The sequence below is a fragment of the Roseiconus nitratireducens genome (genome assembly GCF_008629675.1).
GTDB classification, from domain to species: domain Bacteria; phylum Planctomycetota; class Planctomycetia; order Pirellulales; family Pirellulaceae; genus Stieleria; species Stieleria nitratireducens.
Genome location: NZ_VWOX01000011.1, coordinates 1 through 23,604 on the forward strand (window position 1 = coordinate 1; position 23,604 = coordinate 23,604).

The following is a 23,604-nucleotide window of genomic DNA, read 5'->3' on the forward strand; positions in this document are numbered from 1 at the left end:
AAAGCACCCGAAGGGCCGTTCCGGCTATTGACCCCCGTCCCCTTTTCCGTCCCTTATTCACCCCCGTCCCCTTTTCCTCCGGGTTGCCAGAGGCGTGACCGGACGCCAGGATCAATGGGAACGTCAAGCCCACCGTTTGAACTCTCCTTCCACCAGTTTCTTTCATGCAGTGCTCTTTGCGGTACGGCCGAGGCGAGCTGACCATCACGCTTCCGGATGACGCGGACGTCCACTTGATCCGCAAACCGGAGATGCCGACGCTGGAAGATCCTGTGGCCGCGGTTCACGCCGCCTTCAAACGACCCGTCACGGCGTCGGATGTGCCCACGGTGACTTTGAAACAACGTGCCGCCCAGGCCTCCTCCGCCTGCATCGCGATTTGCGACATCACGCGGCCCGTCCCGAACCATTTGTTTTTGCGACCACTGATTGAAACGCTTCGCGAAGCGGGCGTGCCCGCGGATCGGATCACGATCGTGGTTGCAACGGGATTGCACCGACCCAATTTGGGTCCCGAGCTGGCGGAACTGATCGGGGACCCGTGGGTGCTGGAACAGACGACCATCGTCAATCACGACGCCACATGTGACAGCGACCATGTGGACTTGGGCAAGACGCCGACCCGCGGAACCCCGGTGAAGATCGACCGCCGCTTTGCTCAGGCCGACCTGCGAATCGCAACCGGGCTCGTGGAACCGCACTTCATGGCCGGGTACTCCGGCGGCCGCAAAGTCATCGCCCCCGGATTGGCGCACGCCGATACAATCAAGACGTTTCACAACCATGCGTTCATGTCGGACCCTGAGGCACGCAACTGCAACCTGGATGAAAACCCGCTGCATCAGGAACAACTGGAAATCGTTCGGATGATCGGCGGAGCCTACGCCTTGAATACCGTGATCGATGAGCAGCGACAGCTTTCTTTCGTCAATTTCGGAGAGATCACGGCCAGTCACCAGCAAGCGGTGAACGTGATCGGACGGTACTGCCGGGTCGAAGTCCCGCACGCGTATGACACCGTCGTCACCAGCGCCGCCGGTTACCCGCTGGATAAGACCTACTACCAGACGGTCAAAGGAATGGTGGGCCCGATGGAGATTCTACGTCCCGGCGGGGACCTGATCATCGCATCCCAGTGCAGCGAAGGGGTGGGTTCACCCGCGTTCATGGATGCGCAACGACGATTGACCCAACTGGGACCATCCGACTTTCTGGCCACACTCGCGGGGAAACCGCTCGCCGACGCCGACGAATGGCAGTCGCAGATGCAAACCAAGGTCATGCAGCGCGGGCGGATCCATCTTTATTCGTCGCTCGCGGCCGAACAAAGGATGCTGACCGGCGTTGAGCCCACCGAGGACATTGATGCGACGATCCGGCAAAGCCTGCGACGTCACGGGAAGCGTTCGGTGGCCGTCATTCCCGAAGGCCCCTACGTCATTCCGTTCGTCGGCGACGAACGCGTCCCGCCGATCGGAACCACGATGGGCTCCGCCCGATAGCGTCTTCCGTCAGCTCAGGTCTCCCATGAGGTCGAACTCCAGTTCGGCGAAGACCTGATCCAGCGGGGATTCCGAAGAAATCGATTGCGGGGACCCGGGTCGGCCATTTCCGCGACCGTGTGACGCGGCGCCGGCCGACGTGTCCGACGGTGATGCCCCGATCCCGGCAGACGACCGACGCGAGGAAGCGGCGGGCAGCGACAACAAAGGATCGGAGAGATCAGCGTTGGTTTCCGGCAGAACGGACGTGCCCACTGTCAATGCGGCAACGGACGTGCCGGTCGCCTGCAGGGAAACGTCGTCGAAGTGGGCAATCGCGTTCCAGGTTGCCAGCCCCACGGAACCGTCGGTCAACGATCCGTTGAAGGTATGCGTCGTCTTGGGAAGGCCGTCAACGAATAGAGTCGCTTGGTGGTCGCCGTCGATCACCAGACGCAGGGTGTAGTCGACGTTGACATTGACCGTCTCGCCATAGGAAGCCAACACAGTCCAACTGGATGTCCGAGTCCCGATCACCCACTCGTTGGTGCCCGCGTAGGCGCCGGCAAATTTGAAGTTGGTCGGACTCTGGTAGTCGAAGATCACGACCGCGTTTTGGTAGACGCCATAGGTCGGCGGCTGAATCCGCGCCGTCGCTTGAAACTCCAGGTCGGTGGGCAAGGCGCCGCCGGGCTCCAATGTGCTGATCGCGTCACCGCTGGGCGAAGCGTGATACTCGCCTCCACTGACCGTCCACGTTCCACGGCGAGGAACGAATAGATCGGCCAGGCCATCGGAATAGTCTTCTTGCACCGGCAACTCGGCCGCGGGCGGTGGAGGCGGCGGCGTGTAGGCTTGAACGACGATTTGGTCATACTTCGCCACGGCGTTCCACGTTCCCAAACCGATATCGCCGTCGGTGACGGATTCCGCGAAGCTGTACGTCACTTGCGGAGTCTCACCGACCCACAACGTCACCTGGTTACCGCCTTCGATTACCAACCGCAAGTCGTAGTCAACGCCGACATTCACCGTGGAACCGGCGAAGGCGTCCGTTACCCACTGCGACGTGCGATGACCGATCACCCACTGGTTCGTGCCGGCATAAGCACCGGCGAATTTGAAGTCGGTGGGACTTTGATAATCAAAGACCAGCAAACCGTTCTGATACAAACCGCCGCTGGGCGGCTGGATGTTGACGGTGGCCTGAAATTCCAGATCCGACGGCAACGGAGCGTCAAGCGCCAGCGTGCTGACGGCATCGCCGGCGGGTGTCCCCACATAGCGTCCGGCGTTGATCGCCCAATCCCCGACCTGCGGCTGGAAGTAATCGGCGACGCCGTCGGAGAAATCCTCGGCGACGGGAAGCGTTCCGGCCGGTGGCGGTGGCGGCGGCGGCGGAGCGACGTAGGACTGCACCGACACGTCGTCATAGCTGGCCACGGCGTTCCAGGTCCCGAACCCGAGATCGCCGTCGGTCAGCGAATCGGAGAACGTGTGGCTGGTTTGCGGAACGCCATCCACCAACAGCGTCACCTGATGATCGCCTTCGATCACCACGCTGAGCTCGTAATCGGTCCCCACGTCAATCGACGCCCCGGCCGAAGCGTCGGTGATCCACTGGGAAGTCCGATGCCCGATCACCCACTGATCCGTTCCGGCGTAGGCACCCGCAAACTTGAAGTTGGTCGGGCTTTGATAGTCGAAAATCAGCAAACCGTTTTGATAGAAACCGTATGCCGGCGGATGGACCGTCACACTCGCCCGGAACTCCAACTCCGTCGGTAACGGTTCCGCGACGTTCAAGGTTGTGACCGCATCACCGGAAGGGCTGCCTTGGTAGCGTCCCGCGTTGACCAGCCAATCACCCACTTGCGGTTGGAAGAAGTCGGCGACGCCGTCGGAGAAATCTTCCGACAACGGAAGCGACGCGGCCGGTGGCGGCGGGGGCGCGACGTACGTCTGCAGGGAAACATCATCGAACCGCGCCAAGGCATTCCAGGTTCCCAATCCGATAGCGCCGTCGGTCACCGAACCGGAGAATGCGTAGGTGGTCTGCAAAGCGCCGTTGGCATACAACGCGACTTGGTTCCCTGCTTGAATGACCAGCCGCAGATCGTAGTCGACGCCAACATCAACGGCCGCACCGGCGGATGCCAGGGTCACCCACTGGCTGGTCCGCTGACCAATCACCCACTGGTCCGTGCCGGCGTAGGCACCGGCAAACTTGAAGTTCGTCGGGCTCTGATAGTCAAAGATCATCACAGCGTTTTGGTACAAACCGCTGGTCGGCTGTTGGACCGCCACGGTGGCACGGAAATCAAGATCCGACGGTAACGCTTCGGCAAGGTTCAACGTGCTCAACGCGTCGCCGGAGGGGCTGCCAAAGTACTGCCCGTTGTTGACGGACCAGTTGCCAAGTTGTGGCTGGAAGTAATCTGCCAGGCCGTCCGAAAAGTCCTCCACGATCGGCAGGCTGCCCGGCGGCGGTGGCGGGGGCGGCAGGTATTCCTGGACGACCAAATCGTCGAAATGCACACTTGCGTTCAGCGTCCCCAATCCCAGAACGCCGTCGGTCACCGAATCAGCGAACGTGTGCGTCGCCTTGACGACTCCGTCGACCAACAGCGTCACGCTGGAACCATCCTCGATCACGACCTGCATGTCGTAGTCGACATTCGTCTCCACCGCTTCCGAAGTTTCAGCCACCGTGGTCCAGCCCGCGCCGCGAACGCCGATGACCCACTGGTCGGTGCCGGCATACGCGGCGACAAACTTGAAATCGTTCTCGTTGTGGTAGTCGAAAACCAGCAAGGCGTTCGAAGACTGAGAGCCCGACGGTGCGTGGACGTTGGCGGTCGCCCGAAGTTCCAAGTCGGCCGGAAGGGCCCCGTCAACCTGCAACGTGCTAAACGCATTGGCCCCGGTGAACGCATCGACTTGATAAGCGCCGCCGCTGACCGACCAACCGGGGGTCTGCGGCTGGAAGTTGTCCGCGGTGCCGTCGGAGAAATCCTCCTGGATTGGCAAAGCCGCCGGGGTCGCCGAGACAAACGTGTTGACGTACACGTTGTCAAAAGCCGTCTGGCTGTTCTGGGCACCCACACCGACCTGGCCGTCGACAACCGATTCTGCGAACGAGTGGGAAAGGACCGGTGCCCCTTTCCCGTACAGGGTGACGGACTGACCATCCTCGATCGTCAGCCGCATCCCCACGTCGGTCGAAGCGGCAATTCCGGCATCGGACAACGTCGCCAGGTTTTGCCAGCCGCTGCCGGAACGCTGTCCGATCACCCATTGACCGGAGACGACGTTGAACCCTGCATACTTGAAGTCGAAGTTGTCCTGATAATCAAAAACGATGTAGCCGTTGCTTAAGTAATTGAAGAAGAACCCGATTTCCGGCGCCGCGTTCGCCGTCGCAAACACCTCCATGTCGTCCGCCAGCGGAGTTTCCAAACGAACGGTGCTGACGGCGCTCGCCGACGGATCTCCCATCACCGGGGTGATCGCATAGCGACCCGAAGTCACGCCCCAGGTGCCAACGCGGACCTGGAAATCCTGCGCCAACGCATCCTCAAAGTCTTCACTGACCGGCAGGGTTGCCGGCGGGGGCGGGGGTGGCGGCGGAACCGGTTCGCCGAGTGCCGCGGCGGCATTCAAGCGCCCACCGGTGGTGGTGATTCCTTGCATCGACGAAACCGGATCGACGCTGTTGAGGATCTGTTCAATCACCTGATCGGCGGTCCACGTCGGGTTGTGCTGCCAGACCAGGGAGGCAACACCGGCGACGTGGGGGGTAGCCATCGAAGTCCCGCTGAGCAATTCATAGCTGTTGCCCGGACGCGTGCTCAAGATCGAGACGCCGGGGCCGGCCAAGTCGACGCTGGTGATGCCGTAGTTGGAGAACGTGGCGCGGGCGTCGTTGTGGTCGGTTGCCGCGACCGAGATGATGTTGTCCAGGTCGTAGCTGGCCGGATAGAACGGATTGCTGTCGTTGTCCTGTCCGAACCCAAACGCGTTTCCGTTTCCGGCGCCGGCGATGAAGATCTGGCCCGCATCGCGTCCACCCGCGATCGCATCATAAAGCGCCTGAGAAAAGGGCTCGTTGCCGCCCCAGCTGGCGTTGGCGATTTGGGCGCCGTTGGCCACCGCGTAGTTGATCGCATCGACCGCGTCGCTGGTCGTCCCGTTCCCGGTCGCGTCGAGAAACTTGACCGCCATCAACTGGACGTCCCAATTGACGCCCACCACGCCGATCCCATTGTCACCGACCGCACCGATTGTTCCGGCGACATGGGTCCCGTGCCCCTGATCGTCCATCGGATCCGGATCGTCATTGGCAAAGTCGTATCCGTGAATGTCGTCGACGAATCCGTTGCCGTCGTTGTCGATCCCGTCGCCGGGGATCTCGCCGGCGTTGACCCACATGTTTGCGGCCAAATCTTCGTGCAGATAGTCAACACCGGTATCGATCACGGCGACGACCAAATTGCTGCCCGTCGCAATATCCCATGCTTCGGCAATGTCGGAATCCGCATCGACCGTTCCTCCGGTCTGGCCCGTGTTGTTCAATCCCCACAATTCATCGTAGCGCGGATCGTTCGGCAACGCCGTGGTGTGCAATCGGAAGTCCGGTTCGGCGTACAGCACGTTGGGGTTGTTTCGAAAACGCGGCAACACGTCCGCGACCTTCACACCCGAGGGCAACTTGACTTGATGCAGACCGGGGATCTGGGTGTACGCGCGGCCGACGGTTGCGCCGAGTGATTCGGTCACGCGAACCGCGCCGATGCCCGTTTGTTTGTATTTGACCAGCAGGCTGCCTTCCTCGTAGTCGCCCGGGTCCACCGCCAAGCCCGGTGCCACCTGGACCATCGACGCATAGTCGAAACTCAACAGGCAACGTCTCTCCAAGTTCTCAAGCCCACGTGTCAGGCAGCGATATCGGGACTGTGCAAAGCGTCCGGGCGGGTTAGGAAACATCGAATCAAGATTCCTGTGACAGCTGTTATGTCGAATTGACCGGGGGGTGCCGAATGGGCTCGATCAATCAGAATCCTTTTTGCAATCGCACGTCAACGGACTGTGATGACGCGCAGGTAACTTTTCCGCGGTTCGGCACCGACCCAATCGACACAACCAGACCAAGCTTCCCGACCGGACCGGATTCGCGCACCGGCAGCACCTGCTGGGGTTGCTCGTACGCAGGAGCCAGCAGGGCACAATGATGCTTCCGTGCCAGCGCCTGCCAGTGCAGATCAAACGCGCCCGTCTGGCCGGACTTGCAGGATCCTTCGCCACATCCATGCTGATGCACGATCACACCGCGCAACGTGTCCGCCGTGGGCGGGATCCAGACGGTGTACGAAACCGGAAAGATCAATTCCCCCGGACGCTCCGATGCCTCGTACCGCACTCGATAGTACGGCGGTTCGATCGCTGGCGGATTGTCATAGGGCGGACTCGGTGCGGCCGAGCTGGAACCGACAACCATTCCGACCAGGATCCAAAACGCCAGGATTCGATTCGATAACAACATGTCGGCTCCCTGAAGACCTGCTCTGAAAAACGTCGTGGAAATGATCTGACGCTGGGTGAAATCGTGTCGGGCAAAGACGAGATTCTGACAGATTTTGCGACGTCTGAGAGCATGGTGCGGTCGCGGTCCCGAACGTGCAGAGGCTGCAACTCGCTCGACCGCGTGAGTTTGCGTCGGCCGATCCGGCACGTTAGCGTGGGAAGGTTCCCCCACCTTTCACCGCCGCGTTTTCTCCACGGGAAACTTTGTGATCACTCGATTTCTTGATTTGTCCGATTGCCACCTTCGGCCCGCTGTCCTCGTGGGTGAAGCCAAGTTTTGCTCCAAAACCGTCCTGCTGTTGTTGGCAATGATGTTGCACTCGGGACGTGCCCTGGGAGATTCCGTTCCGGTACCAAAGTCTGACCAGCCGGTGACGCCCGACATCCAGCTTGTGGGCGTTTGTGCGTCGCCGCTCGATCAGCATCAATGGTGGGACTACGAAGGGCAAGCTCTTGCCGATGCGCCGGACCTCAAAGCTGCCAAACCGGGAGACAAGCCACTGAAATCACTGGAGCCCAATCAGATCAGCCGGCACCTCGTGCTAACGGCTCGCGTCCCACCGACCGCCTCGATTCAATGCAAAGTCGAGGGGCAGAAGTTCACGCTGCGATTGCCCGAACAGGCGGACGGTCAGTCCTGGGAAGCGTTAAAGAAACAGGCCGAGGACCGCGGCGCGCCGTTCCAACCCGACGAGCTGAGCTGGGTTGAGTACTCCATTGGTATTCGTCTGATCCGCGACAAGTTGGATGCGACAGCCGATGTCGATGTCAGCATTTCCGATGGGCCGTGGGAGACAGTCGCAGTGACGCCTCGCCGTCCCGGCGACGGCAACGACGTCCAGTTCGAGCTCGGAAAACTGGGAGCCGACGGCGTCGAAGCCTTCTTGCCAGAGACGCGGCAACAGGATGTCCGCGTGGTCGCCGAAGACAAGCAGGGCGAAATCCATTTCGCGGCGTTCAACCTCGTCGCGAAAGGCGGAAACGGCACGGCGCTGCTCGTGCGAACGCGGTTCCGCATTCCTGTCGCGGATATCAAGGCGTACCGTCTTCAAACCCGTCCCTACCAGCGGTACGAATTGTCCGACATTCCGCTCTACCCAAATTCAATCTCGGCGCTGGAACGGATTCGAATCAACGGGGGAACGTTTTGGGGCGACCGCGACTTGCTGGGGGACCGACAACCCAGTGATGCCCCCAGCGATTTGGATTGGGCCAACGCGCTGGACGACCAGTTGGAACTGATTGGAGAAGTCCCCAGCGTCCGCCGCGTGAACGTTGGCAGCGATCGGATCAGCGACCGTGCCGCGGAAGTTCTGAGTGACGATCCGAAGCTGACCGACGTTCGACTCAGTGGGAAACATTTGACGGCCGATTCGCTCCGCGCGTTTGCGGATTCTTCAGTTTCCACCTTGGAAGTCCTCGGCCCGAACTTGAAATCGGTCCCGCCCGCGGCGCTGCGATCGATCGCTGCCGCGCCCAATCTTCACAAGCTTCGACTTTGGGACACGCAACTTACCGATGCGGATGCGGCCGCGCTGGCTGAGGCGGCGGACTTGCAGGTGCTGTGTGCTCGCGGTGACCAATTGACCGATGACGGATTGCGGTCGATCGCTCGAATCTCTTCTCTCCAGGAACTGCGTTTGGGGATGACCCGCTGCACCGACGCCGGCTTTGAACACCTGGTCAACCTGAAGGACTTGCGAGTCATCGATGTACGGAGCGATCAAATGACCAATGCGGCACTCCAGTCGTTGGCAAAGCTTTCCAAACTTCGCTCCATCAATCTGGCAGGAACGCCCGTCAACGATCGCGGATTGCCCGCGTTGCACTCCCTGGAAAACCTTCGGTGGTTGAACCTGCTTGACACCAACTGCACCCTCGGCGGGGGAAGAAAAATCTATGAAACGATCTCCCGCGATTTGAGAGTCCCGTCACCGGAACCGAGGGGAAAAGAGGCCGTACTGAAGATCTCTGTCAATGACCCCGACGGTGCACCGGTCGCCGAGGCTCAGGTCTACCTGTTCACATCGGACAGTTTTACCTCTCGTTCCAACCCCGTCGGGAATCCGGGGCAGGCGCCGATCCAATTAGGTCAGACGGTCACGAACAAAGAGGGGAGTGCCGAGTTTCGGTACAACACCGATGACACACTTGATTGGCTGGCGGTGTGGGCGATCACGCCGGACGGGGCGCCGGTGGCGACAACCATCGGCAATTGGCAACGGAAAGATGATCTCAGCAAAACATTAACGGTCAATCGCGAAGGGATCCGATTGAAGCTGCTCGATCCCTCCGGCCAGCCGGCGAGCAACGTTCGCGTCGTTCCGCTGAAGATTCCACGAGACGTTCCGCCACAACTGATCGACACGCGACTGAGCCAAACGACCGACGCAAAAGGACAGGTCACGTTGCCGGGCATTGAACCCAAAGAGGTCGAACGGATCGCCTTCTTTTCGGATGCCTTTGGCAATCAATCGACCGGATTCATCCGCGGCCAACTCGCCAACGATGAAACCGTTATCCAACTTCGCCCGACGGGGGCGATCGAAGGACGCATCAGGAACCTCGGCAGTTACGATCCGGCTGAATTGAAAGGAGTCGTCTACACACGTGCCTACGGAGGCGACCATCCGGATGCCGACTTGGCCACGCAACACTCCTGGGCCAATTTAGAAGTCACACCCGACGGCCAATTCCGAATCGAACACCTGATGGAAGGTTATGCCAACTACCTGGACGAATCGGAATCGACCCAATTCCGATTGCAGTGGGACCCGACGGAGATCGTGACGCAACAGAAGGCGGTCGTCGAATTGCAAACCATTCGTCCGATCAAGATCCAGGGCTCGATCCGGGTGCAGAAGAGCTGGGAACCCGCCAATGATCTTTCCGTGTCAATCAAGTCCGGCTACCGATCCGGCCAATGGGCATGGTATCAGACCGCGACAACGGATGATGGCGGCCGCTTCACAGCCTATGTGCTGCCTGGCACGTTGGACATTGACGTGACTCAATATTACGAGAACCAGTATCGGTCGATCGACTTTTGGCTGTGGCGGGGAGGCCGATTCGGCGGTTATCACCAGATCGATGCGGAAACGCCATCCTGTCATCTCGAGCCAATCGATTTGGTGAAAGTGGTCAAGAAATCGGGCAAGCTGTTGGATCCGGAGGGCCAACCGGTACCGAACGAAAGCGTGTATGGTTTTCCGGTGCCCCTGGACGTGGATGCAACCAACTGCGTGGGAACCAACAGCCACAAGGATGGCAGCTTCACCATGACCTATCCGGTCACGCACCCACCCGTTGCGTTTCGCGGCAACGACCGCGAATCGTCGTACACGATCAAACAGCAAGACCCGCTGATCCTGGTCAAGGAAAAGTCCGAAGACGAATAGAGTTCGGCGGTCGCCGCCGTTGCAGCAACTCCCACTGGTTCCAAGGCTCCCACCTTGGAACCCGATGTCTTGCCGGCTCCGCCGGCGCCCGAGTCCCACCTTCGAAAAGCCCGGCCTCCCAAATCCCGCCCCAACACCCGGGGACCGCCCGGTCGCCAACTCGCCTCACATCCCTGAACCCCCAAAGGCTCCCCAAGAACTGATGTTTTCTGATTTTCCAGGACTTGCTACTTTTTCGGCTTAAGAACTTGTCCTGGAGAATCCCATGAGCCCGTTCGCGCGTTTTGGTTTCTTGTTTCCGCTGTTCACCAGCCTGATCCTTTCCGGCATGTCCTTGGCGGAATCTCCGCCGGCCGCGGCGACGGATGCAGAAGCGTCGGTCGAAGAAATTCGTGCGGTGCTCGAAGCAATTGACCCCTACCTTCCGAAAAACGAAGTCGCTGCCGAGGTCGATGCTTTCGGATCGACCAGTATGGATACCCTTGCCCACGGATGGGCGATCGGCTTCAAGAAGTTTCACCCCGAGTGCAAGGTGGTGATTTCCGCCGAGGGCTCTGAAACCGTCTTTGACCGGCTGGCAAAGAATCCGACGAGCGTGGGCATGCTTTCCCGACCAGTCACCGAGGAAGACCTGAACAAGCTCCGCGAGCGGGGACTGAAAAAGCCGGTGGCCGTCATGATCGCCCGAGAAGCCTTGGGGATTTTTGTCAATGAGGCGAATCCGATCGACTCGGTCACGTACGACCAGATGAACCAGCTGTTTTGCGCCGCGAACGATCCTGACCAAACCATCACTTGGGACAGCGTTGGTGTGGCGGCGGGTTATGCCAAGCACCCGGTCGCCGTGATCGCGCGGGGCCCGGAGAGCGGCACCGCGGAATTCATTCGCGACTACCTCTTCCGCGGCCGAACCATGCGGCCGGCGGCCGCGACGTTCGCATCCAATGCCAAGTTGATCGCGGCAATCGAGAACAACCCCTACGCGATCACCATTTCCGGGCTGAAATGCGGCAGCCACGGCGCGAAGGCTCTGCATCTGCGACACGAGACGACCGAGATCCCCAGCACGGATCACGCGATTCTGTTGGGCCGTTATCCGTTGGTGCGTCCGTTCTCGCTTGTGCTGGATGTCGGTCAAACCGATGCCAAGAGTATCGCCAGTCGCGAGTTCGTCCGTTACGCACTGAGCCAAGCGGGACAGATGCAGGCGATTCTGGCGGGGTTCTTCCCGTTCGACCCGCCGACCCTCCGCGGCGAAATGCTGAAAGTCGATTTTAAGGGTCCCAACGCGGCACCCGCCCCCACGCCCAATTGAGTTTTGCCCGGCCCCGGCAAGTCCGCGGCGGCGGATTCCTGCCGCGCGAGTTCCTGTCGCGCGGCGCGGTTTGATTTGCTGCCGAACCGTTCTCTGGAACGCTGAATCTGTTTGTTTGGCAACGCTGCCAGACCACCGAAAGGATCACCCATCGAGTTGAAATGTTGCCATGAACCGTCCAACTTCAGTTAACGTGCAGGTCGCTGCCTCGATCGCGATCTTCCTTGTGCTTAGCCTTTCCTCATCACCCGCTCGGGCGCAGGATTTGTGGAACAGCAACACCCCCTACGTCGCCTCGAGCAGCAGTTGGGGCTCCGGCTGGGACAGCGGCGGGTGGAACAATGGCGGCTGGAACACGGATTGGCAGGGCGCCTCCTCCGGCAACCGACAATGGACGCTCGGAATCAGCGGAACCAACACCGACACCGGGGTGGTCGTGGACCAAGTCGCGAACAACTCGGCGGCTGCGCGTGCCGGTATCAATCGTGGCGACACGATCGTCAGCGTCGACGCCGACCGAGTCGGCCTTGTTGCCGGAAAAGTGTTTGAGTTGGGCGACGAACTGAATCATCACGCCGATTCCGGCGGCCGGGTTCAGTTGTTGATTCAGGACGGTCGGTCCTTGCGATTGCGATCGATCGTTGCCCAAATGAGCGACCGCCAAGCCGGTCTGGCGGGCACGCTGCTGGTTCCGGGAGGCCGACTTCCGAGCGACGCCGTCGTTTCGGTGCAGCTTGAGAACGTAAGTCGTCCGCACTACGTCGTTCGCAACGGCGAAATCAGCTTTCGGGTTCCGCCCTACTCGAGCAACCAGATCCCATTCAACTTGAATTACGACCCCAACTACATCGTCGCCAGCGACACGTATCGCGTCCGCGCATCGGTCACTTCGGGGGGACGTTTGATCTACGAAACCCGTCAGCCTGCCTACGTGCTGACACAGGGAAACCCGAGTTCGGTCCAACTGCGGCTGGATCCCCCGTCGTATGTCGCCGCCACCGGAGCCACCAACGTGAATCAAGGCGGCGTGTTCACCGCGGGCTACGCCAACTATGACTACATCAGCCAACAGGTCACGGCGGCCTACGAACGCTACCTGGGCAGGCGTCCCTCAGCGATGGAATTGGCCGCCTGGCACCAAGTGCCCGATACGCAGTACCGTCTGTCCCGCCTGCCGTTGGAGCTGATGGGATCCCAAGAATACTACGATCGCACGGGCAACAATAACTTGGTGTGGGTCCGCCAGGTGTTTGGTGAAGTCATCGGGCGAACCCCCACGGCGCTCGAACTGGACCAGTGGATGCGACGATTCTCTGAACTGGGTTACTCGCGAACCACGCTTCTGGAACAGATGAAAAGCATCACGAAAAGCTGATCGGATTCGATTGGTGATGACGGGTGTGCACCGCGGAACCACGCACGCGGAACACAATAGCGCTGTCGCATTCAGGATTGCCTATGGATCAACACAGCCGCATCGGTTTGGAACGGCGACAAATTGATTTCCATTTCTCGCTGGTTCGCATCGATCACGGAAGGCTCCGACTTGGCCCCCGTGATCGGATCAATTTGCTCCAGCCGATAGCGGCCCGCAGGCAAACCCATACGCAACTGCACGTTGCGGTTTTCCCTTCGATAGTTGTCCGCTGCTTCCTGCTGGATACGATCGGGGAGTACCACGTGGGTGTAAACCAGATACACCTGTCCGGGCTGGCCGATCGCCGAAGCCACAAATCGATCTGGGGCCCGAACAAAGTCTTTCGGTTGCGGGCGTAAGTCGACCAAAGGAAGCCGATCGAAGGTTGACTTCAAAACCGACAATTGTTTGCGCAACGCTCGGCTGCCACCGCCCGGCGAATCGTAGTTGGCCAGCGTGCCGGCCGGATGCTCCGCGCTGAAGGAGTAGTCCAGGTTGTTGTAGAGCCCACCACCGGCCACCAGAAAATCCCAACCCTCGGTCCGGTACAACAGATCGGCTCTACCGCGAAACCCGGTTTCGTTTTCACCGATCACACCGCGAACATGCTCGTTCTGCCCCACCACGACGGGCGGATGACAGTAGTGAAAGTTAAAGATTGACACGGCCGGGTGGGGATTCTCGATCCGCTTCGTCTTGTTGGCGACGTTGATTGAGATCAATTGCCGAGACGAAATTCGCTGTTGGGCGGCACGGACGACCTCGATCATTTTTCGCTGCCAGCCGTCGGTCACGCCGCCGAAATACGGTTCGTTGCAGATTTCGATGTAGACATTGTCGTAGGGGGCAAGTGCCGAAACCATCTTTTCCGCCAGTGCCGATTGGACATCAAACAACGCGGGATCGCGGGCCGTGTACACCTCTTTCAAACCGCAATCCCCGACGCCGTTGATGTTGTTGCGACGGTTCATCGGATTGACGTCCCAAAGTTCTTGCTTGTACATCGGACAGAACAAACACATTTCGACCACGATGCCGTGCCGACCTGCGGACCGCATCAACGCATCCAGTCGGTGAAAGTACGTGTCGTCCCACGAGCGAAGGTCGAAGGTCGGGCTTCCATCCGGATTTGAACGGTCCGTTCGTTTCCACGGACACAGGTAAGCCTGATTGCTGGGCGCAAGTGGGTTTTGCGTGATACCGAATGAAGCGGGAACTTCTCGATAGGCACCACTGAAGATCCGGGTGTGATTCAAACCGTGTGACGACAGTTCTTGAAAATAGGTTTCGAAGTCAAACTCGGAATTTAGCAGCGCGCCGTAGTGTTCGGCGGATGTCACCAGAACGGTCGGCTTGCCGCGAAACAAGAAGTACCGATTGTTTTGTGGATGCAAGGAAAGCGCATCGGTTGGAGAGTCCGCGGCGGGTTGGGCCTGGGCACCTGCCGGCCACAGCACCGCGGTCAAGATCAACCATCGCATCGTCATGGCTGGCCGGAGACCGTTGGACATCGTGAAGTTCCTGGAAGAAAAAGAGGATCTTTGGGCGTGCGCCGATGGTCGATGGCAGCCGGCGCGGGCGGGGTCAAAGGCGCACACCCACCTGCCGGCCGCCCCACAGTGTACCGGCTGGATCCTGGTTCGCCTGGAAACGCCGCCGCGTCACGACGTCGAAGGTTCCCGCTTGCTGGCGAGCCAGGTGACCGCCCTATTCGGTTTGCCAATCGAGTAGACTGTGAACCCCGATCGGCTTGCCGAGGAACGCACCGGAACCACCACGCCTGGGGTGCCGAGAGGAATGCGTTTTTCAATCCCGACCTTTTCCCACTGAATATCCTCCCCTGGAGAACTACCGATGAACCGCTTCTTGACGTTTGCCGTCGTAACTCTGACCGTCGCCATGTTGGGATCCACGAACCTTCGTGCCCAAGATGAGCACCATGAGCATGGCGCCGGCGAACTACCGACGCTCGGCATTGCCGTGATCACCCCGACCAAGGGCAACAAAGTTCGAGGAACGCTACGGCTGATGCAAAAAGGTGACGAGTTGCGGATTCGGGGACGGATCAGCAACCTGACGCCGGGTGAACACGGATTCCATATCCATCAATTTGGCGATGAACGTGGCACCGACGGGACCGCAACCGGTGGGCACTTCAATCCGGACGGACATCAGCACGGAGCACCGGGAAGCACTAGCCATGCCGGCGACTTGGGAAACATCACCGCCGATGCTGAAGGCGTGGCAAAGGTGGACGTGGTCACGTCCGGGACGAAGCTGCACTTTATCTTGGGCCGCGCGTTCGTGGTTCACGCCGGCAAGGATGATCTGGCCAGCCAGCCCTCCGGTGCGGCCGGGGCGCGCGTCGCAACCGGCGTGATCGGCATCGGGAACCCGGAGTTCACCGTCAAGAAGTCCAACTAATTGGACAGCGCACTTCCAATCGAAACCACGCGGACACCCACCCGGGTTCGGCGTGATTCTTATCGACGGCATGCCGAGTTGAAATCGGTGTGCCGTTTTTCATTGGCTGACATTCGGCGAGTTTCATTCGACTGACTTATGGCCTGAACGCGACTTCCTTTACGCACGTGTCCAAACGCCACGCTCCGCCGCCGGGCCATATTTGACAGGGCAATCGATGCCCCTTGAGAATAGTCATCGGTCGCCGGCGCCGAACCCACCGGACCCGCGCCGTCGGTCGGTCATTCGGACAGGGACGCCACCAGGTGGAACACCATTTGCAGTTTCGCCTTCGGCTTGACCGAGCCCCGATCGATCCATCGTTTCCTCCCGTTTCGCAGTTTCCTCCCGTTTCGCAGCAGGACTCCCAGCCATGCCCAATCGCCGCAAGTTCGTCTCGTCCGCTGCGACGCTCGCCGCCGCCGCACAACTCGGTCCGCGTCTGTTCGCACAGGGTTCGTCAACCAAGGACCGGTTGGGATTCGCTCTGGTTGGTCTGGGACGCCTCAGCACCGACCAATTGGCCCCGGCGTTCGAGAAGTCCGATCGGTGTCGACTGGTCGGCATCGTCTCCGGCTCGGAAACCAAGCCCGAAGAATGGAAGAAGAAGTACGATCTGGATTCCAAGAACATCTACAACTACCGGAACTTTGACCAGATCGCAGACAATCCCGACATTGATGTCGTGTACGTGGTACTCCCCAACGCGATGCACGAGGAGTTCGTTGTCCGTTCCGCCAAGGCCGGCAAGCACGTGTATTGCGAAAAACCGATGTCGGTGAGCGCGCAGGAATGCCGGCAGATGATCGACGCCTGCGATGGTGCGAAGGTGCACCTGGGCGTCGGCTACCGCTGCCAGTTTGAACCCCATCACCTGGAGTGCATGCGACTTGCCCGGGAGAAAACCTTCGGAGAACTGCGGCACATCGAAGCCGGTTTCGGATTTCCGATCGGCGATTACCCGGTCGGTGACCTGAGACGTTGGCGACTTGAACACGAACTGGCCGGGGGCGGCGCCCTGATGGATGTCGGCATCTACGCTTTGCAGGCGTGTCGTTATCTGACGGGCGAAGAGCCGCGTTCGGTTCTGGCGCGTGAGATCAAGACCGACCCGGTGAAGTTTGCCGAAGTCGACGAGACCATCCTGTGGAGCATGGATTTCCCCGGCGGTGTCGTTGCCAGCTGCTCGACCACTTACGGCTTCGGCGGAATCAACAAATTTACCGCGACGGCGACCAAGGGCCAGTTCGGTCTGGACCCGGCGTACAGCTACGGCGGGATCAAGGGATTCGCGGGCGACCGCCCCATCGAAGCCCCCGAGATCGATCAGTTTGCCAAAGAGATGGATGCGTTTGCTAAAGCGATTCAGGAAGACAAGCGTTCGAAGGTGGCCGGTGAAGAAGGCCTTCGCGATCAGCTTGTGATCGATGCCATCTACGAATCCGTTCGTACCGGCCGGCGCGTGGACGTCGCCCCGCAGCAGCGATCAAGCTGAGCGAACGGGGCGGACCGTTGGGTTCGCATTCGGCCTTCAACATCTCCCGACCGGATGCGACACAGCCCACCGGCCGAGCCGCACCGCCGTCAGTACGACGAGGCGCCGCTGGCGGTCGCGGAAATCGGATCCAGCTTCAGGCGCCGCCGAGCTTCATCCAAAATGTCCTTGGTCCGACTGGCACCGCAACGCGTCACGCCCAATTCACGGACCGCCAGCAGACCGTCCAGGTCGCGCACGCCACCGGCAGCCTTCACTTGAACCTGCTCTCCGGCATGTTCCCGCATCAGCTTCAAGTCTTCGTGGGTTGCCCCGCCGGTCCCATATCCGGTGGATGTCTTGACCCAATCCGCGTCCAGCTCGGTGCAGATTTCGCACAAGCGAATCTTTTGAGCGTCATCCAGGTAGCAGTTTTCGAAGATCACCTTGACCTTTTGGCCTGCGTCGTGGGCGACGTCGATCACGGCTTTGATGTCGCGTCGGACGTAGTCCCAATCACCGCTCAGTGTTTTGGAAATGTTGACCACCATGTCCAACTCCTGACACCCGTCGGCGATCGCCTGCTTTGCCTCGGCCTGTTTGACCGCGGTGGTGTGGCCACCATGTGGAAACCCGATTGTCGTCGAAGCCTTGACCGTGGTATCGGCCAAAGCTTCCGCGCACTGCTTCAAGTAATAGGGCATGATGCAAACGCTGGCCACGTCGAACGCTTTGGCAAGTTCGATCCCCGACTCCAAATCCTGGACCGTCAACGTCGGATTGAGCAAGGAATGATCGATCATCTTGGAAAGGTCGGTGTATTGACAGTCCATTTCTGAAACCTCGAAAAGTTGACTCGGAAAAACCGGACGCCGCGATCCGCGGGCGTCCCAATCAGGGTGAACGAAGCTTGCCCCGTGCCGGCGTGGCGGAACGAATCGGGCCCAGTCGGCTGTGGAATTCGTACTGATCGCCGCGATAGAGTGTGCGTTCCCACCACAGGGGTCGCGCGGGTGCAACGGTGCCAACGGCAACCACCTCCAGCACGGGTGTTGCGGGAGAGACGTGCAGGCATTCCGCCTCGCGTGGCGTCGGCAGGATGGCACGGATGACGGCATCGGCACCCTCAATTTCCAACCGGTGCCTATTGGTCCAGGCACGGTACAGCGATGACGATGCCTGCGCCCGGGTCAGCCGCGAACAGAGCGACCGCACGACGAATCGATGTTCGAAAATGACCGGAACCTGATCGGCGAATCGAACCCGCTCCAGCTCCCAAAGATCCCCATCGTCCGGAACCTGAAGGGCCACCTTGATTGCCGGATCGAGGTTCGCGGCGTCAATCGTTTTGAATGTCAGTAGTTGGGTTGTCGGCTTCTTTCCGGCAGCGCGTGCCTTTTCGGTAAAGCTGACCAGGGACCGCACGTCGTGATCAATCAGGTCGCGACGCACGAAGGTCCCGATGCCGCGGCGAAACTCCAGAACGCCTTCCGAGACCAGGCTGGCCAACGCCTTGTTGGCCGTGGCGCGGCTGACCTCGTACCGCTGGCTGATCTCCCGTTCGGTCAGAAAACGGTCTCCGCAGCCGTATTCGGCCGCGAGCGTGCTGCGCAGCAGTTCGTTCAACTGCTGGTACACCGGATCTCGCTGAATGCGACCCGTCATCACGCTGCTTTCCGCTGGGACCGAGGAACTGCCATGCCAGGATGCGGGGGGCGTGGCCGGCCCGGCTACAAAACCCCGTATCGGCCGTCGGCACACGACGGACCGCCACGCCCTGGTGAGCGTCGTGACACGGTTTTCGACAAAGCCTGGCAGACCGTGATGCCCGCGGCGGCAATGGTAGCGTGGCTTAGCCACCGGGTCAATCGGAAGACGGATTCACCGCTGATCCCCGTCGGCCGCCACGTGCCGATGCAACACTGCCAGCAATTGGCGCACGTCGATCGGCTTGCTGAGGTAGTCCGTGAATCCGGACTGCAGGCACTTTTCGCGGTCGGCATTCATGGCATTGGCGGTCAAGGCGATCACCGGTCGGTCGTAGCCTTGATCACGAAGGATCCCCACCGCGGTGATCCCGTCCACGATGGGCATCTGCATGTCCATGACCACCAGATCGAACGGCTGACCATCGGCCAGGCTTTGCTCCACCGTCGCGACGGCCTGGGCGCCGTCTTCACAGAGCACCGTCTCCGCCCCGGCGTTGCGCAACACGTGTTGCACCAGGAACCGGATGTCGCGGCGATCGTCAACGACCAGCACGCGTGCGTTCAACGGCAGCGTTGGATCGACCTCCGACCGCCATTGGCTTTGACGTCCACGGTCCAACGGGTCGGCAGGTTGATCAGGTTGCCGTCCAGCCTGGACCTCAGCGTCCAGGTCATCGCTCTGCCTGGGCGCGTCGGCAGGCGGACCGCTGACCAATTCCATCACCGCGCCGTTGCCAAGCGGAATGATCAATGAGAATTGGCTGCCCTTGCCAAGCTCACTGGTGACCGTGATTCGGGCACCAAGCAACTCGGCCAGACGTTGACTGATCGCCAGCCCCAACCCGCTGCCGCCAAATTGGCGCGTGATCGAGCTGTCGGCCTGCTCGAACGGTTGAAACAGACGCTCCAGCTGGTCGGGACGCATCCCGATGCCGGTGTCGTGAACGTCGAACCGCAGTTGCGATTCTTCGCCGTCAAAGCTGACCGCGATGCCAACCTCGCCCACGTCCGTGAACTTGATCGCATTTCCGACCAGATTGATCAGGATCTGTCGGATGCGAACCGGGTCTCCCTGAATTCGATTCGGAATCGGCCCGTCAAACCGGGCCCCCAGTTTCAACTGATGCTCGGCGGCCCGAACCTGCATCAACGAGACCACGTCCTCGACCAGGGTCCGAGGATGGAACTCGACGGAATCCAGTTCCAGCTTTCCGGCTTCGATTTTGGACAAATCCAGAATATCGTTGATCAACTCCAGCAGGAACTGACTGTTGCGGCGGATCGTTTCCACCATCTCCCGATCAGCGTCCGAGGTGATGGTCAGCAAATCGATGTAGCCGAGGATGGCGGTCATGGGAGACCGGATCTCATGGCTCATGTTGGCCAAAAAGTCACTCTTGGCCCGGTTTGCCTGCTCGGCCGCCTCGCGGGCGCGACGCAGCTCCCTTTCGATACGACGCAATTCCGTGACGTCCGTGTTGGTCCCGAACCATCGAATGACGCGCCCGTCTTCGTCACGGATCGGAACGGCGCGAGAGAGGAACCATCGATACAAGCCGTCTTTGCCGCGCAGCGGAAACGTGTCTTCCCAGTTCTCGCCCGTTTGAAAGCATCGCCGGATTTTTCTGACGACCGCGTCAACGTGCTCCGGATGATGCACCTGTTTCCATCCCCAACCCCGCATCTGCTCCAACGTCGTGCCGGTGTAGTCGTACCAACGCTGGTTGTACCAGAAGATCCAACCGTTCTCGTCAGCCATCCAGGCCAGTTGGCTCATGTTGTCCGCCAACGTGTGAAACCGCTGTTCGCTGTCTCGCAACCGATCCGAAGCGGTGGTCCACTCCATCAGGTAAGCGATTCGCTGGACGGCCAAATCGATCAATCGCAGTTCGCGTTTTCGCAGCGGCCGCGGTTCACGAAAACAGGTGGTCACCATACCTACAACCTTGCCGCTGCGTGCAATCAATGGCGTGCTCTGCGCGGCGCGATACCCCAACCTTTCCGCGGTCGGCCGGTGGGCAAACGCATGGAGGTCCTGCTGAAAATCTTCCACAATCACGCGCTGGTAACTCTCCAACGCCCGGCTACACAACCAGTGCTCTCCGGCTCGAATCACTTGCTGCTCATCGAACGTCGCGGAATCAAATCCTTGGTGGGCCAGGTACCGCAAGCCTTTCGCTTCGGAATCGTAGTACTGCAAACTGCCCATGTCGGCCCCAAGCATTTTGATCAGTGTTTCCAAAGTTTCTCGGGCGACGGATTTCAGATCGCTGGACTGCTTCAAGCGGTGACTCAACGAGTGCAAATCGCGCAGCGTCTCCACCTCGGTGGCGTGATGTTCCTGCGCAGCGACGCTACCACTTTGTTCCTGCGATGAAACGATGGCCTCATTGTGTTGGCCGGTCGGGGCTGCCGTAGGATCCACCCGATTGATCGTGTTCTCCTGCTCGGGCGCCGTTCGATTCTCCGCACAGATGCCGAACCAGCAAACGGTCCGTCCGGCACGATCGGCAATCGGCTGCATCCGAACCACGAACCAGTCCTGGCCGCCGTCGCGATGGCGCAATCGCAACGTCATCTCCCAGGACTCGTTGTGCTCCGTCGCACGCTGCCAGGCCGCATCGAAGGCGGGACGATCTTCCGGATGAATCGCGTCCTTCCACGCACCGCGATCTTTTCGGATCGCCGCCAGCCCGGTGTGCTCGACCCAAGCACGATTGGCATAGTCCAGTTGACCGTCAGGAAGCGTCATCCACACCAATTGCTCCACGGAATCGGCCAGCAACCGGAAGGGAACGGAAGGATCGGTGCGGGAATCCGACAGCGTTCCAAGCTCGTCGGGAGGAATTGCGGACATGCCGTGTTCCGTGACGCAAAATGTCGAAGGATCCGGGGGAAACAAGACTCGAAGTAATCTATGCCGACCGAGTGTCCGGGGCGACGGGTTTGTCGCGGCGATTCTCTCGCAATCTTTCCGGTGTCCGCCGGGCATCGGGGAAAACGTCAAACGCGGCGAGGAAAACGCGGAACGACAATGGATCGCCGGACCCCCGTGCCCCCAAACGAGCGAGACCGGCCCCGCATCGGCCAAAAAACCGCCCCAGCACGCTTCGACCGATCGAGGACGTTGCAACGGACTCGGGAACTTGGATCAACCGATCCGGCACGAGACGTGATCCACGCTTGGCAGCGACGGATCCGAGCTCGGAATTGCAAGCTTTTCCAGCCCTGAGCCATGGTTCGCACCCATGAATGCTACGCGGCTCGCCGTTTGACGGCCAATCTGGAAAAGAGCCTGTCGATTCGCTCGCAGCCCGTAGCCGCTAACGTTCGCTGCGCGAACAATGGCGGTTCCCCCAATTCCCCCTCTTCCCTGCCCCTGCGACCTGCGAATTCCCTGACAACGTTCCGCTGTTGGGGCGAACGACTGATCGTGGGCGAGACGCAGCGGTAGCCGGATTCGCGACTCGTCTTCTTCCAGGAACCCACGCGGTGGAGCACTTTCTCCAAAACTTGACGCAGCAGATTCGGTTGGCGGACCTGTTGGACATCGCGGTCGTCAGCCTGGTCCTCTACATCGCGCTCTCTTGGTTTCGGCAACGGGCGTCGCGAGCCATCGGCATTTCGCTGCTGGGATTTCTGTTGCTCTACGTCGTTGCCAGCTACCTGGGGATGTACTTGACCACGCGGGTCTTCCAAGTCGGATTCCTCGGTGCCGCCCTGGCATTCATCGTGGTTTTTCAACAAGACATCCGGCAAGGCGTTGAACGTCTGGCTTCCTATCGCTGGCGACGCCGGAAACGACAACTGACGACGGCGGACACGAACGTCACTTCGCTTTGTGATTCGATCGAAAAGCTTGCCGAAGACCGGATCGGTGCGTTACTGGTCTTTCCGGCGCGACAGCCTCTCGATCGCCATCTGCGTGGCGGGATTCCGGTCAACGGCGAAATCAGTGTGCCGTTGTTGTTGAGCATTTTTCATCCCAAGTCACCGGGACACGACGGCGCGGTCCTGATCCAGGATGGCCGTGTCGCTCAGCTGGGTGCGCACTTGCCACTCTCGATCGATGTCGCGAAGGTTCACGGCGGCGGGACCCGGCACACGGCCGCGCTGGGACTGGCGGAACGATGCGACGCCCTGGTGGTGGTTGTCTCCGAAGAGCGTGGAACGGTCAGTTTGGCTGAGAAGGGTTCCATCCAGGTAATCGATTCCGCTGATCTGCCTGCGCGGTTGAAGACGCACCTGGACGCTCACGGCGAAAACGGCGATTCCGGACGCACCGGCTGGCAAGATTTGCCCACCAAAGCCCTGGCACTGTTTCTAGCCAGTGTTTGTTGGTTCCTGTTCGCCTACCAAACCACGACCGTTCAGCGGACGTTGGTTGTTCCGATCGAGTATCGCAACCTTCCCGAACGTTGGGTCGTCAACGATCCGAAAGAGAGCTCTGCGGAAGTGACGTTGTCCGGAAGTGAACAGGGCTTTGAACTGCTTGACGTCAGCAAGATCGCCGTGTCGCTGGAGATCAAAAATCCTCGCGAAGGAGTTCCGATTCGGTTGCAGACCGAAGACAGTTTGAAAGGCATCCCAGTGGAATTGAACGTTACCCGCATCAATCCTCGTGAAGTGTTCGTGATCCTGAGTGATGGGAAGAAACCATAGCGGACCGCCCGCGATCGGTTTGACATCGCCGGTTTGTGACGTAGTTTTCGCTCTAAGGGAATCGCTGATCGTTTCCCTGATCTTGGAAGTTCACCACCGCCG

Annotated in this window: 14 protein-coding genes; 8 read left to right on the top strand and 6 right to left on the bottom strand. The window is 60.1% G+C overall.

What is annotated here, in order from left to right; genetic code table 11:
• The first annotated feature begins 164 nt into the window (after nucleotides 1–164).
• On the top strand, nucleotides 165–1,502 hold the full coding sequence (gene larA / locus FYK55_RS18555; RefSeq protein ID WP_150077957.1) for a nickel-dependent lactate racemase: 1,338 nt from the start codon (nucleotides 165–167) through the stop codon (nucleotides 1,500–1,502).
• 9 nt (nucleotides 1,503–1,511) lie between these two features.
• Here the strand turns inward: larA and FYK55_RS18560 are convergent, their stop codons facing one another.
• Nucleotides 1,512–6,467: a S8 family peptidase gene (locus FYK55_RS18560; RefSeq protein ID WP_150077958.1), complete on the bottom strand. Its 4,956-nt coding sequence runs from the start codon at nucleotides 6,465–6,467 to the stop codon at nucleotides 1,512–1,514.
• A gap of 67 nt (nucleotides 6,468–6,534) precedes the next feature.
• Nucleotides 6,535–7,023 (bottom strand): hypothetical protein, encoded by a 489-nt coding sequence (locus tag FYK55_RS29500; protein ID WP_201743743.1) that lies wholly within the window; start codon nucleotides 7,021–7,023, stop codon nucleotides 6,535–6,537.
• A 247-nt stretch (nucleotides 7,024–7,270) separates the two neighbouring features.
• Between FYK55_RS29500 and FYK55_RS18570 the strand changes: the two genes are divergently transcribed.
• The 3 genes from FYK55_RS18570 to FYK55_RS18580 all read left to right on the top strand — a co-directional run bounded on the left by FYK55_RS18570 (nucleotide 7,271) and on the right by FYK55_RS18580 (nucleotide 13,152).
• Complete coding sequence (locus tag FYK55_RS18570) at nucleotides 7,271–10,462, top strand: hypothetical protein (protein WP_150077959.1); 3,192 nt, start codon at nucleotides 7,271–7,273, stop codon at nucleotides 10,460–10,462.
• 265 nt (nucleotides 10,463–10,727) lie between these two features.
• Complete coding sequence (locus tag FYK55_RS18575) at nucleotides 10,728–11,777, top strand: substrate-binding domain-containing protein (RefSeq protein WP_150077960.1); 1,050 nt, start codon at nucleotides 10,728–10,730, stop codon at nucleotides 11,775–11,777.
• A 169-nt stretch (nucleotides 11,778–11,946) separates the two neighbouring features.
• Nucleotides 11,947–13,152, top strand: coding sequence for a YbaY family lipoprotein (locus FYK55_RS18580; protein WP_150077961.1), 1,206 nt, complete (start codon nucleotides 11,947–11,949; stop codon nucleotides 13,150–13,152).
• Nucleotides 13,153–13,223: 71 nt separating this feature from the next.
• Here the strand turns inward: FYK55_RS18580 and FYK55_RS18585 are convergent, their stop codons facing one another.
• Nucleotides 13,224–14,705: a hypothetical protein gene (locus tag FYK55_RS18585; protein WP_150077962.1), complete on the bottom strand. Its 1,482-nt coding sequence runs from the start codon at nucleotides 14,703–14,705 to the stop codon at nucleotides 13,224–13,226.
• Nucleotide 14,706: 1 nt separating this feature from the next.
• On the opposite strand from FYK55_RS18585, the gene FYK55_RS18590 reads away from it, so the two are divergent.
• From FYK55_RS18590 to FYK55_RS18600, 3 genes are all read left to right on the top strand, one after another.
• Nucleotides 14,707–14,925 carry a hypothetical protein gene (locus FYK55_RS18590; protein WP_150077963.1) on the top strand — a complete coding sequence of 73 codons (219 nt, stop codon included), beginning with the start codon at nucleotides 14,707–14,709 and terminating at the stop codon, nucleotides 14,923–14,925.
• Nucleotides 14,926–15,048: 123 nt separating this feature from the next.
• Entirely contained in the window at nucleotides 15,049–15,618 is a 570-nt protein-coding gene (locus FYK55_RS18595) for a superoxide dismutase family protein (RefSeq protein ID WP_235908798.1), read from the top strand.
• Between the two features lie 412 nt (nucleotides 15,619–16,030).
• Nucleotides 16,031–17,152, top strand: a complete 1,122-nt coding sequence (locus FYK55_RS18600) for a Gfo/Idh/MocA family protein (protein WP_150077964.1) — start codon at nucleotides 16,031–16,033, stop codon at nucleotides 17,150–17,152.
• Between the two features lie 89 nt (nucleotides 17,153–17,241).
• Here the strand turns inward: FYK55_RS18600 and deoC are convergent, their stop codons facing one another.
• The 3 genes from deoC to FYK55_RS18615 all read right to left on the bottom strand — a co-directional run bounded on the left by deoC (nucleotide 17,242) and on the right by FYK55_RS18615 (nucleotide 21,697).
• Nucleotides 17,242–17,964 carry a deoxyribose-phosphate aldolase gene (deoC, locus tag FYK55_RS18605; protein ID WP_150077965.1) on the bottom strand — a complete coding sequence of 241 codons (723 nt, stop codon included), beginning with the start codon at nucleotides 17,962–17,964 and terminating at the stop codon, nucleotides 17,242–17,244.
• A gap of 61 nt (nucleotides 17,965–18,025) precedes the next feature.
• Nucleotides 18,026–18,796 (bottom strand): GntR family transcriptional regulator, encoded by a 771-nt coding sequence (locus FYK55_RS18610; RefSeq protein ID WP_150077966.1) that lies wholly within the window; start codon nucleotides 18,794–18,796, stop codon nucleotides 18,026–18,028.
• A 216-nt stretch (nucleotides 18,797–19,012) separates the two neighbouring features.
• Nucleotides 19,013–21,697 carry a PAS domain-containing protein gene (locus FYK55_RS18615; RefSeq protein ID WP_161604620.1) on the bottom strand — a complete coding sequence of 895 codons (2,685 nt, stop codon included), beginning with the start codon at nucleotides 21,695–21,697 and terminating at the stop codon, nucleotides 19,013–19,015.
• A gap of 635 nt (nucleotides 21,698–22,332) precedes the next feature.
• On the opposite strand from FYK55_RS18615, the gene FYK55_RS18620 reads away from it, so the two are divergent.
• On the top strand, nucleotides 22,333–23,502 hold the full coding sequence (locus FYK55_RS18620) for a diadenylate cyclase (RefSeq protein WP_150077968.1): 1,170 nt from the start codon (nucleotides 22,333–22,335) through the stop codon (nucleotides 23,500–23,502).
• Nucleotides 23,503–23,604: the final 102 nt, after the last annotated feature.